Here is a 15,429-nt window from a genome sequence, read left to right as displayed (position 1 = left end):
GCCGTCTCGGGGAAGGGCACAGGAGCAGTGCCCGTGGCGAAAGTGGACTGGACGGGTGCATACCGAGGGGAGTGACGCCCTAGGGTCTTTCGTTTGGATCAGGCCGGATCAGGGAGCGGGGTCTGGTGCGTGCAGCTGCAAGGCGGAGGAGGGAGTCAACGCGGAGCGTTGCCGACTGACGACAACGCCGCAGATGTGCGTGCCAGACCCCGCGAGCCCGGCATGATCCAAACGAGAGGCCCTAGGAGACCGCGCGGCGCTGAGGCGGCATGCAGGCGTACAGGTCGAGTATCTCGGGCTTCGGAGCGATGCCCGGACCACCGGCGCGTACCCAGGCCGCTATGTCCTCTGTCGCTCGGGGATCGTTGACCAGCCCCAGCCATACCGGCCTGCCGCCGGCTGCCCGGCCGGCGGCGGAAGGCTGCACCACGACGACGTTGGCCTGGTCGCACACGTCGAGACAGGCAGAGACGCGTACGGGTGCCTCCGAGCGTAGACGCGCGGTCTGCGCCGCGTGATCGATTCCACTCACCTTGGCGGTCCCGCAGCAACAATCGCGGCAGACGACGATCCGGCAGGGCACCGGGGCGGCTGCCCTCCCTGCCCCCACTACGTCGTCCAGGGGTCCTTCATCAAGCTCTTCAGGCATGCTGAACGGCCTCTCTCCGGGGAAATCCGCCCCGGCATCCATCGAGGAGGCGACCGCGTGAGTCTCCTGGCTCTCGGGTCAACGCTCGCCCCGTCCTTCCCACCCGCGTGGGGCAGTGGAGTTGCCGGGATCCGCTCGCCGATCACAGTGGCGGGACCGCGCCGGATTCTCACCGGCTTCCTCGGACCGCCGTCGCCCTGTCACCGGCCATCATCGCATCCGCCGGACACCCGTGGCCGTGGCCGGGCCCGTAGCATCGGGCCCGGAGCCGGTGGCCCTGACCACAGACGTCCGAAGGTGACCCGCCTCCTTCACGACCGGGAGCCCTCACCCGCTCGTCCCTCGCCATCCGGGCGCGGTCAGCGTCCGGGCCGATACGGCCGGGAGAAGCTGCCGGTTTGTCCACGCCACGCGGCGGTGTCGGCGTTTCGGCCATGTCCCGTCCGGAGCCGCTCCAAGCCGGACCAGGGATCCCACCGCTGCAAGGTCCCTGATGCAGGAGATACCGGGCTTCCCACGACGACCGAATGACGTGTGTTCGATACCGCATCCGTGTCGTTGGACCTCACGACTCTGCCGCAGTGACCGCCCCAGGAGGGAACGATGACCTCGGCCATTACGCGGGACCAGCCGCCACGACCGCCGCGAGGGACCACGCCGGACGACGAACCGCAGGAGGCCGGTGTTCGAGGGGATGCACCGTGAGCTGACCCGAACGACCCGCCTCCACTCATCCCGCTCCACACCCCTCCGAGGTAGCCCCATGCCGTTGTCGCACGACCACATCCGCACCACCGTCGAGACATACCTCGCTCGCCACCCTCATGAGCGCGAGCGGCTCGGCGGCCTCCTGGACGCCCTGGACCGGACCGGCGACGACATCGCCGGCCGCTCCACCTTCACCGGACACGTCACCTGCGGCGCGATCGTCGTCGATCCGCTCGGCCGCGTCCTGCACGTGCTGCACCTGGCGAGCGGGAAGATCCTCACCCCCGGCGGACACACCGAGCCCGCCGACGATTCCCTGGCAGCGGCAGCGCTGCGAGAGCTGCACGAGGAGACCGGGATCCCTCCCCAGGCCGTCACGCCGTGGCCCGATCACGAACGTGTGCCGTTCGACATCGATATCCACGACATCGACGCCCATCCAGGCAAAGGCGAACCCGGCCACCAGCACTTCGACTTCCGATTCCTCTTCCGTCTGCTCAGCCCGGACGGAACGCCGGTGGTGCCGCAGGAAGAAGAGGTCGGCGGCATCGAGTGGCGACCTGCGGACATGGCGGCCTCCCCCTCCCTGCGCCAGAAGCTGCTCAAGCTCCCTCTCCAAGCCGGACCGGAGACGGCCAACGCCTCCGCCCTGATCTACAACGACCGCGGCGAGTACCTGCTCCACCTGCGCGACTACTTCCCCGGCCGGATCTGGGAGCCGGGCGTGTGGTCCCTGCTCGGCGGTGGCCGAGAGCCCCAGGACGCCACCCTGGAACACACCGTGCGGCGCGAACTGGCCGAGGAAGCCGGCCTCGGCATCCCCGACCTGACCCCGTTCGGCATCGAGTACGCCTCCGACGACACCGGCACTACCGTGCCCATCAGCGTCTACGCCGGCCGCTGGAACGGCGACCCGCGCGAACTCCGCCTGAACGAAGGGGTGATGCTTGCCTGGTTCGCCCCCTCGGACCTCCACCGCCTGCGCATCTCGGACACCACGAGCAACCTTGTACGGCGCCACGCCGCGAGCCTTCCGGCGGCGCGGAGCCGACCCGGACCCGAGGATCGCCCGGCTTCGCCGCGCGGCACGGTCCCCCACATCATCGGCGTCCACCTCTACCTGGAGCGGCCCGACGGTACGGTGCTGCTCGGGCTGCGCCACCCCGACTCCGCGTTCGCACCGTCCAACTGGCACGCCCTGGCCGGCCACTGCGAGCAGGAGAACGCCATCGCCTGCCTGATCAGGGAGGCCCAGGAGGAAGCGGGCCTGCACATCGAACGTCAGGACGTCGAGCTCGTCCACGTCGTCCACCACATCGGCAAGCCCAGGAACCCACCCCGCATGGGCCTGTTCTTCCGCGCCCGGAAGTGGAGCGGCGAGCCGGAGCTACGCGAGCCGGACAAGTGCACCCAGTGGAGATTCTGGGACCCTGCCGCCCTCCCCGATGACCTCGTGCCCTATACCCGGCTGGCCATCGCCAAGATCCAGAACGGTGAGCTGTACAGCGAGACGGGCTGGCCCGCATGACCACCACACCGACCGGCTCACCCCGTCGCGTGCGCGCCGCGCCGGCGGCAGGCCGTCCGGACACCCGCCTCGTCGTGATCCGCGGCAACTCGGCGTCGGGCAAGTCGAGTGTCGCCCAGGGCCTGCGAGAGCACGGCGGCCGCGGTGTGGCGATCGTGAGCCAGGACGTGATCCGCCGCAACGTGCTCAGGGAACACGACACCGCGCGCGGCGCCAACATCGCCCTGCTGAGCCGGATCGCACGCGAAGCCCTGAACGCCGGCTTTCACGTCGTACTCGAAGGGATCCTGTACGCCGACCGCTACAGCCACATGATCACATCCCTGGTACGTGACCATCGCGGCGTCTCCAGCTGCTACTACCTGGACGTGCCACTGGAGGCGACGTTGGTCCGGCACGCGTCGAAGGCGGATGCCGCGTACCTGGAGCAAGTCACCGACAGTCACCTCACCTCCTGGTATCGCGAGCTGGATCTGCTGCCCGGCACTCCGGAAACCGTGATCCCGGCCGACAGCACCCTGCGGGACACCGTCGCGCGCATCCTGCGCGAGACCGGGCTCGCCTCTGCCTCCTCCTCCATCTCACCGCCGCAGTGCCTGCCATCACAGGGGGGATCGGCGAGCGGTCCGGTGTTGATGTCCGATCCGCGGGTCGCCGCGATCCCGGTGCGCGAGTGCGGGGAGCCACTCGTCGACGTGCGCGACCACAGCTTCCGTGTCGATCCTCGCAAGCAGGATCCGTCGGGCGCGTTCGCCCACGTTCGCGAGGGCGTCCTGCCCCGGCTGGAGCACGCCCGTTCGCTCCTGCCTGCCGGCACCGACCTGTTGTTCATCGAGGGTTACCGGCCGCCGGCCCTCCAGAAGCGCTACTTCACCGAGTACCGGGACGAGCTGGCCGCCGCTCAGCCCGGCTGGACCGCTGGGCAGCTGTACCAGGCCGCCAGCCGGTACGTATCCCCGCCGGAGATCGCGCCCCACTCGGCGGGCGCGGCCGTGGACGTCACCCTCGTCGACCAGGACGGCCACGAACTCGACCTCGGCACCCGCGTCAATGCCTCCCCCGAGGAGAGCGAGGGGGCCTGCTTCACTCACGCCCTCGACCTGAGCGATCACGCTCGCCACCACCGCGCTCTGCTGCTCGACGCCATGGAGGGCGCGGGCTTTACGAACTACGGAACGGAGTTCTGGCACTTCTCGGTAGCGGACAGGTACGACGCGCTGATGCGGCAGGAGCCGCAGGCGCGGTACGGCCCGATCGGGCTGCCCTAGACCGCCTTGTCCACCTCCTCGCCGGCCGCGCCGATCCGGACTCGACACAGCAGCGCGGCCACCACTCCCCCGAGCGGACCATCGACCGGCTCAAGAACTCCCGCGCGCTCGCGACCCGTTACGGCAAGAGGTCCACCCCTGGCAGTGACTTCCCCTGATGGGCTTGTCCTGTGGTGCGTTGACCGAGGATCGGGCTTTCCCTACGGTGACCGCTATGGGACATGACGTTGCCCGCCTCCATCACATCGGCCACATCGTGGAGGACATGACGCAGGCGATCAGCCTGTACGAGCGGCTGGGCTTCGTCGTACCACCGCCCAGTTGTCCGGCGATGCCCCGACGTGAAGGCGCGGCGCCCGAACCCTTCGGAGCCGCCAACACCCACGCCGACTTCGCGGGGTCCTTCCTCGAACTTGCGACCTGCGTGAAGGACGGCGACGCGGAGCGCCTGCCCGCCGGCACGCGTCTCGTTCCCCTGGAAGCGCCGGCGGAGGTCCTGCCCGTGCTTGTGGAACGGATCGGTGAAACCAGCGCCAACCTGGTGAAGTGGCTGAACCGCTTCCAGGGACTGCACATTCTCATGTTCTCCTCGCCCGCCATCGACGAGGCAGCCGCGCGGCTGAGCGCCGCCGGCGTCCTGCACGGCGGGGTCAACACGGTGCGGCGGCCCACGCCCCGGGGCGCCGAAGTCCCGGTGGAGACCGTCCGTTACCTGGAGATCGACGGTGACGAGCCCGGTGTCGGGCCGGGCGCGGTCGCGGAGGGACGGGTGGGTGTCGTCGCGGACCTGGTCCCCGGCATCCAAGGTGCGCGCCGCCTCGACCACCCCAACGGCGCCGTCGAGCTCGTCGGGGCGATGCTGTGCGTTGCCGACCTGGAGATGGCCGCGGTCCAGCGGCGGTATGAGGCGTACCTCGGCCGGCCGGCACGGCAGGAGGGGCCCGCCCAGGTCTTCGACCTCGACGGTGCCGCCCTGACGCTCGTGTCCGACTCGGATCTGGCGGCCCTCCTGCCGGGCGAGCGGCCCCTCGCGCTCCCGGCGCTCGTCGGATACACCGTCGCCGTACGCGACCTCGCCGTCACCCGCGCCCTGCTGCGCCGTAACGGACTTCCCCTGCGCGAGACGCCGTCCGGCGAGCTGTTCGTACCGGCCGACGCCGCTCTCGGTACCGCTGTCGTCTTCCGTCCCACGACTCGGTCAACGGCGGGTCAGCGCTCCACCGCCCGGTGCGCCGGGCCGGGCCGGGACCTGGTCGGGCGGCCCGCCGGTCAGCCCCGGTCCGTCAGTGCCTTCAGGAACCGGGCGGCCACCGGTCCCGCGTCGGCGCCGCCGGAACCGCCGTCCTCCAGCATCACGCACCACGCCAGGTCGCTGCCGCCCTGGTAGCCGATCATCCACGCGTGGGTGCGCGGCGGCTTCTCGTCACCGAACTCCGCCGTCCCGGTCTTGGCGTGCGGCTCGCCGGGAATCCCCGTCAGGGCGCTGCCCGCCCCGTACGTCACCGTCGCGCGCATCATGTCGCGCAGATCCTCGGTCACCGCCGTGTCGAGACGCGCCGTCGCCTCGTGCTTCTTCTTGACCGCCTCGGGCACCAGAACCGGTTGCCTGAACGTTCCCTCCTTGACCGTCGCCGCGATCGAGGCCATCACCAGCGGCGACGCCTGCACACGCGCCTGGCCGATGGTGGACGCCGCCAGATCGTTGTCCGAGGTGGTCACCGGCACCGAGCCGTCGTACGTCGAGTCGCCCACGTCCCAGACCCCGCCGATCCCGAAGGCCTCCGCCGCCTGGTGCAGCGCCGAGCCGCCCACCTTGGCGCGGTTCTCCACGAACATGGTGTTGCAGGACTTCGCGAACGAGTCCTTGAACGTCGATCCCGCGGGCAGGGTGAACTGGTTCTGGTTCTCGAAGCGCTGGCCGTCGACATGGGCGAACTTGGGGCACCGGACGACGTCGGACGGCTTCATTCCGGCCTTCAGCATCGCCGCCGCCGTCACCACCTTGAACGTCGACCCGGGCGGGTACTGCCCGGCCAGGGCCCGGTTCAGCCCTCCCGCCGGGCGGCTGGAGACGGCGAGCAGATTGCCGGTCGAGGGCTCCAGCGCGACCAGCGCCGCGTTCACCTTCACCTCCGCCATCGCCGCCGCCGCGGCGCTCTGCACCTCGGGGTCGATGGTCGTCCGTACGGGCTTCCCGGGCTTCGCGGAGCTCTTGGTCAGGGAGGTGACCGCCTGGCCGGACTGCCGGTCGGCGACCACCACCTCGCTGGTGGCGGCGCCGTCTCCGCCCCGTAACTGCTTGTCGTAGCGCGCCTCGAGGCCGAAGGTGCCCTTCCCCTTCTCGTCGACGGAACCACGCAGGGACGCCGCTTCGAGGTCGTCGCCGTTCTTGTCGAGCACAGCCGCCCGTCCGGCCACCGTCTTCAGCGCGAGGGTCTGCCCGGGCTTCAGATCGGGATGGACCATCGGCGAGCCGAACTCCACGGTCCACTTCCGGTCCTTCTGTACCAGGGTCGCCTCGGACTCGTAGTGGAAGACACCGACCGAGGGCACGGTGAAGCGCGCGGCGTACGGGACGGTCACCTCTCCCGCCTCGTTCTTCTCCCCGTCGCCCGCCGAGATCTCTGCCTTGGTGGGCTTCAGGTTCGTCATCACCGAGGTCAGCAGCGATTCGGCGTTCTCCGGCGAGTCGGACAGTGCCGCGGCCTCGGCGGCCTTGCCCGCCGCCCACGCGTCGAGGAACGACTGGAGCTGCTCCGTCGCGGCCGCCACCTCGGAGTCCCGCTCCGTCCCGGACCAGGCCGTGTAGCCCCACCAGCCCGCGCCGGCGGCCAGGAGGACGGCCACGGCCACGGCCAGCACCGGCGCTCTTCGGGACCCGCGACGTCCCGAGCGGTCATGACGTGCCATCTGCTGCAAGGTGGGGTCCGACACTTGGCGTTGTCTCCTCGTCCGCTGCGGATACCTCTCCCATGACCGGACCGCCTCCGGCCACCTCTCCGACACGCTAGCCGCTGCTCCGGGAACCGGGGCGCAGGGAAGAGCCGCGGAAGAGTGAGCCGAGAGACGGTCCGCGCGGCGGCACGGAGGACGGGCCGGTGGCATCCCTCGCGGGAAGCCGCCAGCCCGTCCTCGGCAGTGGGGCGGATCAGGCGCGCGGTGTGAAGGCGACCACGTCGCCCGCGCGTTCCCCGCCGGAGAGCTGACCGTAGGAGTCGGTGCGGATGTAGACGCGGTGCAGCCAGCGGTCCGCGCCGTCCCAGCGCGGGGTGAAGGGGGTGCGGGCATGGGTCGTACGGAAGTTGTCGATGATCAGGACGTCACCGGGTATCAGGTGGACGGCCTCGGTGACCTCGTCGAGCGCCTTGGAGAGCGACTCCACGGCCTCGACGTCCCGCGGGTCCTCGGGAGCCAGCAGTTCCCGGTCGTAGCCGAGCAGCGGGTCGGACGGGTCACCGTAGAGCGGCTTCACCTGGGCGATCGCGCCCGGATCCTCGACGCCTCCGCGGAAGGCCACGTCCACGCAGCAGGGGACCTTGTTGTCGAAGAGGTGGCTGCGGAAGCCGTCCGGGACCAGCGGAAGTGCCTTGCGGATCGACCCGACCAGGGTCGCCGCCCTGCGCTCGTGGTCGGCCCGGGAGCAGGCGAGCATCACGTAGTTGGGCTGAAGACGGTGGTAGGCCATCTCCGTGTGGAACTCGAGCAGCGTCTCGGAGGTCTCCGAGGACAGGTGGTGGGCCCCCGGCGACGGGTAGACGTCGTGGTAGACGGTGCCGCTGCGCAGCTCCTGGTATCCGGTGTGGAGACCGAGCCGGCGTCCGACGACGCCCAGCATCGCCTCCATGGTGAGGAGCGGGCGCTCCACCGGTGCGGGTGTCGATTCGGGAGTGCGGGGCAGCTGGTCCTCGGGCTCCACGGGCAGTCCGCGCAGCAGCAGGTAACCGTCCTCGTTGCCTGAGGCGTTGAACGTGTCCAGCGCTTCGGCGATCGAGGCCGGCAGGTCGCCCGACGCCGCCTTCGCGGCCTCCAGGAATGCCGGGAGATCCGCGCGCGGCACCGCGGGCAGGCGTGAGGCGAGCTCAAGGAGTTCGTCCCGCAGTTCGGAGCAGTCGATAACGGTCACGCTTCGTTCCTTCCCTTGATGTGAGCACGTGCGTACTGGTAGAGCAGTTCCGCGCCTATCTCGGTCGCCAGGACGGAGGTGATCCCGGCGTGGTCGTAGAGGGGTGAGACCTCCATGACGTCGAAGCCGACCGGACGGAGCTCGCCGACGCAGCGCAGGAGGGCCAGGACCTCACGGGACGACAGCCCGCCGGGCGCGGGCGTGCCGGTGCCGGGGGCGAAGGCCGGGTCGCAGACGTCGACGTCGACGGACACGTAGACGGGGCGGTCGCCGATGAGTTCCTGGACGAGGGCGTGCGTGCCGGCGACGCCGGTCTCGACGAACTCGTCGGTGGTGACGACCCGCACCCCCTTGTCGCGCGCGTAGTCCAGGGAGTCGGGGCGGGGGTTGTGGCCGCGTATCCCGATCTGCACCATGCGCTGTGGGTCGATCAGCCCTTCGTCGATGCCGTGCCGGAAGGGTGTGCCGTGGTGGAACTCGCCCCCGTAGAAGGCGGGGTTGGTGTCGGAGTGCGCGTCGAGGTGGACCACGGCGACGGGACCGTGCTGCTCGGCCACGGCACGCAGGGCCGCCAGGGTGAGGGAGTGGTCGCCTCCCAGCATGAGGAAGGCCGCGTTGTCCTGGAGGAGGCCGCGCAGATGACGGTGTGCCGTCTCCATCGCGATGTGCATGTTGAAGGGCGTGAGGTCGATGTCCCCGGCGTCCACGCAGTCGATCAGCTCGAAGGTGCCCGGCCCCCGGTCGATGCCCACTCCATGGATCAGACCGGACTCGTTACGGATGGCGCGCGGCCCGAAACGGGCTCCCGGCCGGTAGCTGGTGCCGCCGTCGTAGGGTGCGCCGATGACCACGACGTCGCGGCCACTGGGCTGCGGGTCGTGCGGAAGACGCATGAACGTGGGGATCTGTGCGTAACGGGGTGAGACCGTGGTGTCGACACGTTCCACGACGTCATCCCTCCTGTCGGTAGGGTCGCTGACGGCAGGGGCGGGGGCCGGGGAGGGTCACTGGGACTCCTTCAGCCGTGCGGACACCCGGTGCACGGTGTCGGTGGTGCTCACCTCGGCGGGGGGCACGCCCTCGACGGCCACCAGGTCGAAGATCTCCGTCACCACCAGGGACTTGGCGCGGTGGACCTCGGCCTCCGGTACCCCGGCGTCGATCAGCAGGAGGCTGAAGGACGACGTCGTCCCCGAGCCCTCGTGCACACCGAGCTTCGGACGGGTGACGGTCTCGTGGGGCAGCAGGGCGCTCATGGCCTCCCTCAGGACCCACTTGTCGCGGCCGTGCCGTCGCTTGAGACCGGCCTCCAGCGGCACCAGGAGGTCCAGGACCTCGCGGTCCCAGTACGGGTGGGTCGACCAGTGGCCCTGGACGCCGGAGAGGACCGGGGTCATCTCGTTGAGTCCGTCGAAGGTGGCCATGTCGTACGCCACTGCCGTGTCCAGCTGGGGAAGCCGGTCCTCGCGGTGCATCCCGGCGAGCGGGATGTCCGCCCCGTAGCCGGTGAGGATGCGGCGGGCCGGCCCGTCGAGCGCCCGGTACAGGGCGGTGAGCGGCAGCAGGTACTCGATGATGTCCGGGTCCACGGACTCCGACGCCCAGACGGCGTAAGGCAGTTGCCCGAGCAGGTCGGTCGTGGGGACCGTGATCTCCCGGTGGGTGGAGCCGAGATGGGTGGCGACCACACGCGCCTCGGCGAACTCGTCCGAGGTGTCGGTTCCCATGGACAGGGTGTCCAGGGGGCCGTCGGTGTGTGCGGCGGCGAGGGCGGCGACTCCTGAAGAATCGATTCCCCCGGAGAGCACCACCAAGGGGGTGGTCGCGCCGGTCCGGGCCCGGACGGCCCGTCCGAGCGTCTCGCGCACCGCGTCGGCCGCGTCCGATTCGGGGAGGATCCGCCGGGAGACCGGCGGCACCCAGGTCCGGGAGGGGACCGCGGTGCCGGTGCGGACGTCGATCTCGAGGACGGTGCCGGCGGGCACCTGGTGGACGCCCGGCACCCGGCGCACCCTGCGTGCCTCGGCGACGGGTCGTCCGGACGGCGGTGTCCGGACGGTCGCCGGGACGAGGGCCTTGATCTCGGTGGCGGCGAGGACGCGGCCGGGCGCGGGAAGCGTGTACAGGGGTACGGAGCCCGCGTGGTCGGTGGCCAGGAGCACCCGGTCGCCGAGGGCCACGGCCGCGGCGAACCGGCCGTTGAGCAGCCGGAAGGCGTGCAGGTCGTAGACGCCGAGCAGGGCGAGGAGCAGCCGCGCGTCGGTGCTCGTGTCGGAACCGGCGGGGAGGACCGTGAGCAGTTCCTCCCTGTTGTAGAGCTCGCCGGCCAGGACGAGCGCCGTGTCCCCCGAGCGGGCCACGGCGTCCTCGGCCGGACCCGAGTGGACGAGTACGGCGTTCAGGGTCTGGGTGCGCAGGGCCTCGGCCACGGTCGCGTGGGCACCCCGGGTCGCGAACACGGGCACGGGCCCCCGGTCCCCGCTCTGCTGAGCGGAGACCAGGAATCCCGTGGCCGCGGGAGTTGTGTGCGCCATGATCAGATGCTCAGTGCACCGAAGCCGCCGGAGGTGAAGTCGTAGTTCACCGGGACCTCGATCAGGAACGGCCGGCCGAGACCGGCGCCCTTGCGCAGTGCGGCGAGCAGGTCCTCGCGGGTGTCGGCGCGGACCGCCTCGACGCCGTTGGCCCGGGCGAGCTCGGTGAAGTCGACACCGGTGAACTTGACGGCCGGGTCGTGCGAGCGCTGGTGGCCGAGGTTCTGGTAGAGCTCGATCAGCCCGTTGGTGTCGTTGTTGACGACGACCGTCACGATCGGCAGGTTGAGCCGCGCGATGGTCTCCAGGTCGGCGCTGTTGGAGTGGAAGCCGCCGTCGCCCGCGATGAGGAAGGTGGGCTGGCCCGGGCGGGCCATCTGGGCGCCGATCGCGGCGGGTATGCCGTAGCCGAAGCTGGAGCAGCCGGCCGAGGTGAGGAACCCGAAGGGCTGGTCGGCGCGTGCGAAGAGGACACCGTAGTGACGGAAGAAGCCGATGTCGGAGACGATCGTGCCCTCACCGGCCTCGGCGGTCTCCGCCATGACCGTGTTCATCGAGTCCATCACCTGGTGGACGCGCATGCCGTCCTCGTACTCGGTGGGGTCGGCGAGGAACTCCGCGATCCGCTCACGCAGCGGGGCGATGTCGTGCGGGGTCTTCGCGGCGGTGTCCGCCGTCGCGGCGTCCAAGTGCTCCACGAAGGCCAGGACGTCGGTGACCACGTCCACGTCCGGGCGGTAGACGCGGGGAATCGGGTTGACGGTGGGAGAGACGCGGACGGTCTTCTTCTCGCCGCCGCGGTCCCACATCGAGGGGCGCAGGTCCTCGGCGTAGTCGTAGCCGAGGGTCACGATCACGTCCGCAGGACCGAAGAGGGTCTCCAGCGCCGGGAAGGAGAGGATGCCGTCCATGTACCCGGTCACCGCACCGTAGTTCAGGCGGTGGCCGTGCGGCAGGACGCCCTTGGCGATGTACGTGGTGATGACCGGCACGTCCAGGCGCTCGGCCAGTGCGCGGATCGCGGGCACGGCGCCGGAGCGGATGGCCGCCGCGCCGACGACGAAGACCGGGTGCTCCGCACCGGCGACCAGGGCGGCTGCCTCGTCGGCGGTGGCCTCCCAGCCCGCCTGGACCGCGCCGACCGGCTTGGACGGCGTGAGCGCCGCGGGGTGCGTGACCGAGGAGTCGATGTCCGCGCCGAGCAGGTCGACGGGGACGGAGATGAAGCTGGGGCCGACCGGCTCCGTCATCGCGGCGGAGACGGCGGAGTCCACCAGGTCGGTGATCTCGTCGGGCCGCTGGAGTTCGACGGCGTACTTCGTCATGGGGCGCATGACGGCGACCGAGTCCAGGCACTGGTGCGTGTCGTTGGGGAAGATGTCGTGCGACTCGGACTGGGCCGCCAGCGCGATGACCGGCGAGCGGTCCAGGATCGAGGTCGCCACACCGGTGGCGAGGTTGGTCATTCCGGGGCCGAGCGTCGCCCAGCAGGCCTGCGGCCGGCCGGTGATACGGGCCAGGACATCGGCTGCGACGCCGGCGGTGAACTCGTGCCGGGTGAGCACGAAGTCGATCCCCGGCGCCTCGTCGAAGAGGATGGAGGCTGCTTCGCGGCCGACGACACCGAACACCGTCTCCACACCGTGCTCGTGGAGACGCTTGAGCAGTGCGTGTGCGGCCGTCGGGTTGTTGCTGGGCTTGGTCGATACACGGGACATGCGGCGTCGTCTCCAGGATGTCGACGGGAAGCGGAATGCCGTCACCGTGCCGGTGTGCTCTCTCCACCGCCTCTCCAGTGCCTATCCGACCCCTCTGTAGTGCGCTTAGGGTGCGGCCGGATCCCGTTCGGGCCTTGCGGCCGCACCACCTGTGGTAGACGTATAAGAATACGGACAAGCGCATAATGACATCGCGAAGAGAGAAGGCGATCATGACCCGTACGACCACCCGGGAGCCCGCCGGTTTTGTGGTGCACACCGCACCGGTGGGCCTCATCGACGACGGACGGGACGACTTCACCGTACTGGCCTCCACCGCTCCCACCCAGGTCAGCGGGGTGTTCACCAAGTCGCGCTTCTCCGGGCCGAGCGTGGTGCTCAGCCGCGAGGCGGTCGCCGACGGGCAGGCGCGTGGAGTGGTGGTCGTCGCCCGGAACGCGAACGTGGCCACGGGCCCGGAGGGCGCGAGCAACGCCCGCGAGGTGCGTGACGCGGTGGCCGCGGCCACCGGCATCCCTCAGGAGGAGATGCTGATCGCGTCCACCGGTGTGATCGGCCTCCAGTACCCGATGGAGCAGATCCGCGCACACATCAAGACACTCTCCTGGCCCTTCCCCGAGGGCGGGTTCGACCGTGCCGCGCGGGCGATCATGACGACCGACACCCGGCCCAAGGAGGTCAGGGTGCGGTGCGGTGACGCGACGCTCGTCGGCATCGCCAAGGGGGTGGGCATGCTGGAGCCCGACATGGCCACCCTGCTCACCTTCTTCGCCACGGACGCCCAGCTCCCGCAGGACGTGCAGGACCGGATCTTCCGCAGCGTCATGGACCGGACGTTCAACGCCGTCTCCATCGACACCGACACCTCGACCAGCGACACCGCCGTCCTGTTCGCCAACGGGCTGGCGGGCCAGGTGGACCCGGCCGAGTTCGAGGAGGCGCTGCACGAGGTGGCCCTCGCCCTGGTGAAGAACATCGCTTCGGACGGGGAGGGCGCCAGCAAGCTCATCGAGGTGCGGGTCACGGGAGCCCGGGACGAGGCGCAGGCCAAGCGCGTCGGCAAGACCGTCGTCAACTCGCCGCTGGTGAAGACCGCTGTCCACGGAAGCGACCCGAACTGGGGCCGGGTGAACATGGCGATCGGCAAGTGCACCGACGACACCGACATCCTGCCGGAGAACGTCTCCGTCCGGTTCGGCGGGACCCAGGTCTACCCCCAGAGCGCCGACGGCCCCGGCGACGCCGAGCTGCGGACGGTCGTCGCCGAGCACATGCGCGGGTCCGAGGTCGTGATCGGCATCGGACTCGGCATCGGGGACGGCGAGTTCACCGTCTACGGCTGCGACCTGACGGAAGGTTACGTACGCCTGAACTCCGAGTACACGACCTGATCCGCCACGAACGGGCCCGCTGACTCAAATGTGCCACCTCGCCCCATCCGCTCCGTAGGGTGACGGGAGATCAGCACAAGGTGAACGAGGTGGCGCATGGGTCAGTCGCGAAGGTCGGTCCTCCAGGGCGCGTTGGGTGCCGGGGCGGCAGGGCTGCTGGTCGGTGGCGCCGCCCCGCTGCCGGCGGCCCACTCCCGACGGTCCTCGAAGCCGCCGAAGGGGACCGCGCTCGGCCTCCGCTGGCTGGGGGTGGCCGGCTGGGAGCTGAGCTTCGCGGGTCGCAGCGTGCTCTTCGACCCGTATCTGAGCCGCATGCCCTACGCCGACGAGGACGGGGCCCTCGACCCGGCACTGCCTCTGGCGCTCGACCCGGACGCGGTCGAGCTCGTCGCCGAGAAGTCGCTGACCGGCGCGCCCGATCTGATTCTCGTCAGCCACGGGCACTTCGACCACCTCGCGGACGTGCCGCATCTGCTCGCGCGGCCGGCCTGGGAGGACCACCGCGTACGGACGCTCTGCGACCTGACCTCGCGTCACCTGCTGGCCGCCATGGGGACTCCGGAGCGCCGCATGGCGGACGTGGTGGCGGTGAACGGCGGCGACCACCTGCAGTTCGACGGATACAGCGTGGAGGTCTTCCGCAGCCTGCACAGCAGGCAGCAGGACTACTCGTCGTTCGCCGCCGGCACCAGGAACGACGTCCCGCCGAAGCCCCGGACCCTCGGTGACCTGGTCGAGGGGCAGACGCTGTCCTTCCAGGTGACGGTCGACGGAGGCCCGTCCGTCCTGCTGACCGGGACGAGCAACGTCGCGGAGCGGGAGCTTGCGGGCGCGCGGCCCGACATCGCGGTGATCGGGATGAGCGGTCACGCCGCCGTCCACGGGTACCCCGACCGGCTGCTCGCCGCGATCGGATCGCCCTCCGTGCTTCTGCCCTGCCACCACGACGACATGGTGACCCCCTTGGGAGCCGCCGGGATCGCCGGCTCCGTGGCCCCGGACGCCGTACGGGCACTTGAGCGGGCGGCCGCCCGTCAGGGCGCGGAGAGCACCGCCCGAGTGCTGGCCCCCCGGCACCTGGAGATGCTCGACGTCATGGCGGAGGTCTGAGCGGAGCCGTCCCGACGGAGGGGGCGTGTACGGCCGGGAGGGCGCCGGATGTCCGCCCCGGCACCCGTGTGCGGCTGCCTGGCCGGTGACGCAAGCCGCCGCGCCACACACTTTCCGCCATCACTGGTCTACACCACTGAACCGGTCGTTCCGGGGCTCCATCGGTGCTCTGGGTAATCTCGCCCGGGGCGCTCCCGTGTCCGTCGGCCCCACAGCGGACGCACACCCTCCGCCAAGGCCCGGCGTTCCAGGGGCAGGGGCGGAATCCCCTCGTGGAACCGCGTGCGCCCCGTCCGTCACTCCGTGCGATCTGTGAACACTGTTCGCCGGACTCTCCCGCTCCCGCATTCTCCCGGAGGTGTCGTCGGCCGGTCACGGCACCGCAGTTTTCAGCCGTGCC

The 15,429-nt window shown here is 70.5% G+C and carries 11 protein-coding genes and 1 riboswitch; of the genes, 5 read left to right on the top strand and 6 right to left on the bottom strand.

Annotation, left to right across the window (positions count from 1 at the left end; translation table 11 throughout):
* Positions 1 to 241 precede the first annotated feature (241 nt).
* On the bottom strand, positions 242 to 649 hold the full coding sequence (locus tag ACZ607_RS18550) for a (2Fe-2S) ferredoxin domain-containing protein (protein WP_469735786.1): 408 nt from the start codon (positions 647 to 649) through the stop codon (positions 242 to 244).
* A 59-nt stretch (positions 650 to 708) separates the two neighbouring features.
* Positions 709 to 832: riboswitch (cobalamin riboswitch) on the bottom strand.
* A 580-nt stretch (positions 833 to 1,412) separates the two neighbouring features.
* On the opposite strand from ACZ607_RS18550, the gene ACZ607_RS18545 reads away from it, so the two are divergent.
* From ACZ607_RS18545 to ACZ607_RS18535, 3 genes are all read left to right on the top strand, one after another.
* Positions 1,413 to 2,885: an NUDIX domain-containing protein gene (locus ACZ607_RS18545; protein WP_469735784.1), complete on the top strand. Its 1,473-nt coding sequence runs from the start codon at positions 1,413 to 1,415 to the stop codon at positions 2,883 to 2,885.
* 29 nt (positions 2,886 to 2,914) lie between these two features.
* Positions 2,915 to 4,153, top strand: coding sequence for a M15 family metallopeptidase (locus tag ACZ607_RS18540; protein WP_469735783.1), 1,239 nt, complete (start codon positions 2,915 to 2,917; stop codon positions 4,151 to 4,153).
* 214 nt (positions 4,154 to 4,367) lie between these two features.
* On the top strand, positions 4,368 to 5,540 hold the full coding sequence (locus ACZ607_RS18535; RefSeq protein WP_469735781.1) for a VOC family protein: 1,173 nt from the start codon (positions 4,368 to 4,370) through the stop codon (positions 5,538 to 5,540).
* Here the strand turns inward: ACZ607_RS18535 and ACZ607_RS18530 are convergent.
* From ACZ607_RS18530 to ACZ607_RS18510, 5 genes are all read right to left on the bottom strand, one after another.
* Positions 5,423 to 7,087 (bottom strand): penicillin-binding transpeptidase domain-containing protein, encoded by a 1,665-nt coding sequence (locus tag ACZ607_RS18530; RefSeq protein ID WP_469735779.1) that lies wholly within the window; start codon positions 7,085 to 7,087, stop codon positions 5,423 to 5,425. The genes ACZ607_RS18535 and ACZ607_RS18530 overlap by 118 nt on opposite strands.
* 214 nt (positions 7,088 to 7,301) lie before the next feature.
* The gene (gene cs1 / locus ACZ607_RS18525; protein ID WP_469735777.1) at positions 7,302 to 8,276 is read right to left on the bottom strand and encodes a clavaminate synthase Cs1; all 975 of its coding nucleotides are present in this window, start codon (positions 8,274 to 8,276) and stop codon (positions 7,302 to 7,304) included.
* Positions 8,273 to 9,223 (bottom strand): agmatinase, encoded by a 951-nt coding sequence (gene speB, locus ACZ607_RS18520; protein WP_469735775.1) that lies wholly within the window; start codon positions 9,221 to 9,223, stop codon positions 8,273 to 8,275. Before speB ends, cs1 begins: the two co-directional genes overlap by 4 nt.
* A 57-nt stretch (positions 9,224 to 9,280) precedes the next feature.
* Complete coding sequence (locus ACZ607_RS18515) at positions 9,281 to 10,813, bottom strand: asparagine synthase-related protein (protein ID WP_469736612.1); 1,533 nt, start codon at positions 10,811 to 10,813, stop codon at positions 9,281 to 9,283.
* Positions 10,813 to 12,528 (bottom strand): thiamine pyrophosphate-binding protein, encoded by a 1,716-nt coding sequence (locus tag ACZ607_RS18510; RefSeq protein ID WP_469735773.1) that lies wholly within the window; start codon positions 12,526 to 12,528, stop codon positions 10,813 to 10,815. The genes ACZ607_RS18515 and ACZ607_RS18510 overlap by 1 nt, the downstream gene beginning before the upstream one ends.
* 212 nt (positions 12,529 to 12,740) lie before the next feature.
* Here ACZ607_RS18510 and argJ point away from each other — a divergent pair, with 212 nt between their 5' ends.
* Positions 12,741 to 13,919, top strand: coding sequence for a bifunctional glutamate N-acetyltransferase/amino-acid acetyltransferase ArgJ (gene argJ / locus ACZ607_RS18505; RefSeq protein ID WP_469735771.1), 1,179 nt, complete (start codon positions 12,741 to 12,743; stop codon positions 13,917 to 13,919).
* Positions 13,920 to 14,015: 96 nt separating this feature from the next.
* On the top strand, positions 14,016 to 15,029 hold the full coding sequence (locus ACZ607_RS18500) for an MBL fold metallo-hydrolase (protein WP_469735769.1): 1,014 nt from the start codon (positions 14,016 to 14,018) through the stop codon (positions 15,027 to 15,029).
* Positions 15,030 to 15,429: the final 400 nt, after the last annotated feature.

This window comes from Streptomyces sp. NPDC104381, from assembly GCF_055583745.1.
This window is presented reverse-complemented; position numbering and strand designations above follow the sequence as displayed.

Bases quoted from the DNA above. Each gene is read 5' to 3' on its own strand.
- ACZ607_RS18550 (WP_469735786.1), bottom strand. From the start codon at position 649: ATGCCTGAAGAGCTTGATGAAGGACCCCTGGACGACGTAGTGGGGGCA.
- ACZ607_RS18545 (WP_469735784.1), top strand. From the start codon at position 1,413: ATGCCGTTGTCGCACGACCACATCCGCACCACCGTCGAGACATACCTC.
- ACZ607_RS18535 (WP_469735781.1), top strand. From the start codon at position 4,368: ATGGGACATGACGTTGCCCGCCTCCATCACATCGGCCACATCGTGGAG.
- ACZ607_RS18510 (WP_469735773.1), bottom strand. From the start codon at position 12,528: ATGTCCCGTGTATCGACCAAGCCCAGCAACAACCCGACGGCCGCACAC.
- argJ (WP_469735771.1), top strand. From the start codon at position 12,741: ATGACCCGTACGACCACCCGGGAGCCCGCCGGTTTTGTGGTGCACACC.
- ACZ607_RS18500 (WP_469735769.1), top strand. From the start codon at position 14,016: ATGGGTCAGTCGCGAAGGTCGGTCCTCCAGGGCGCGTTGGGTGCCGGG.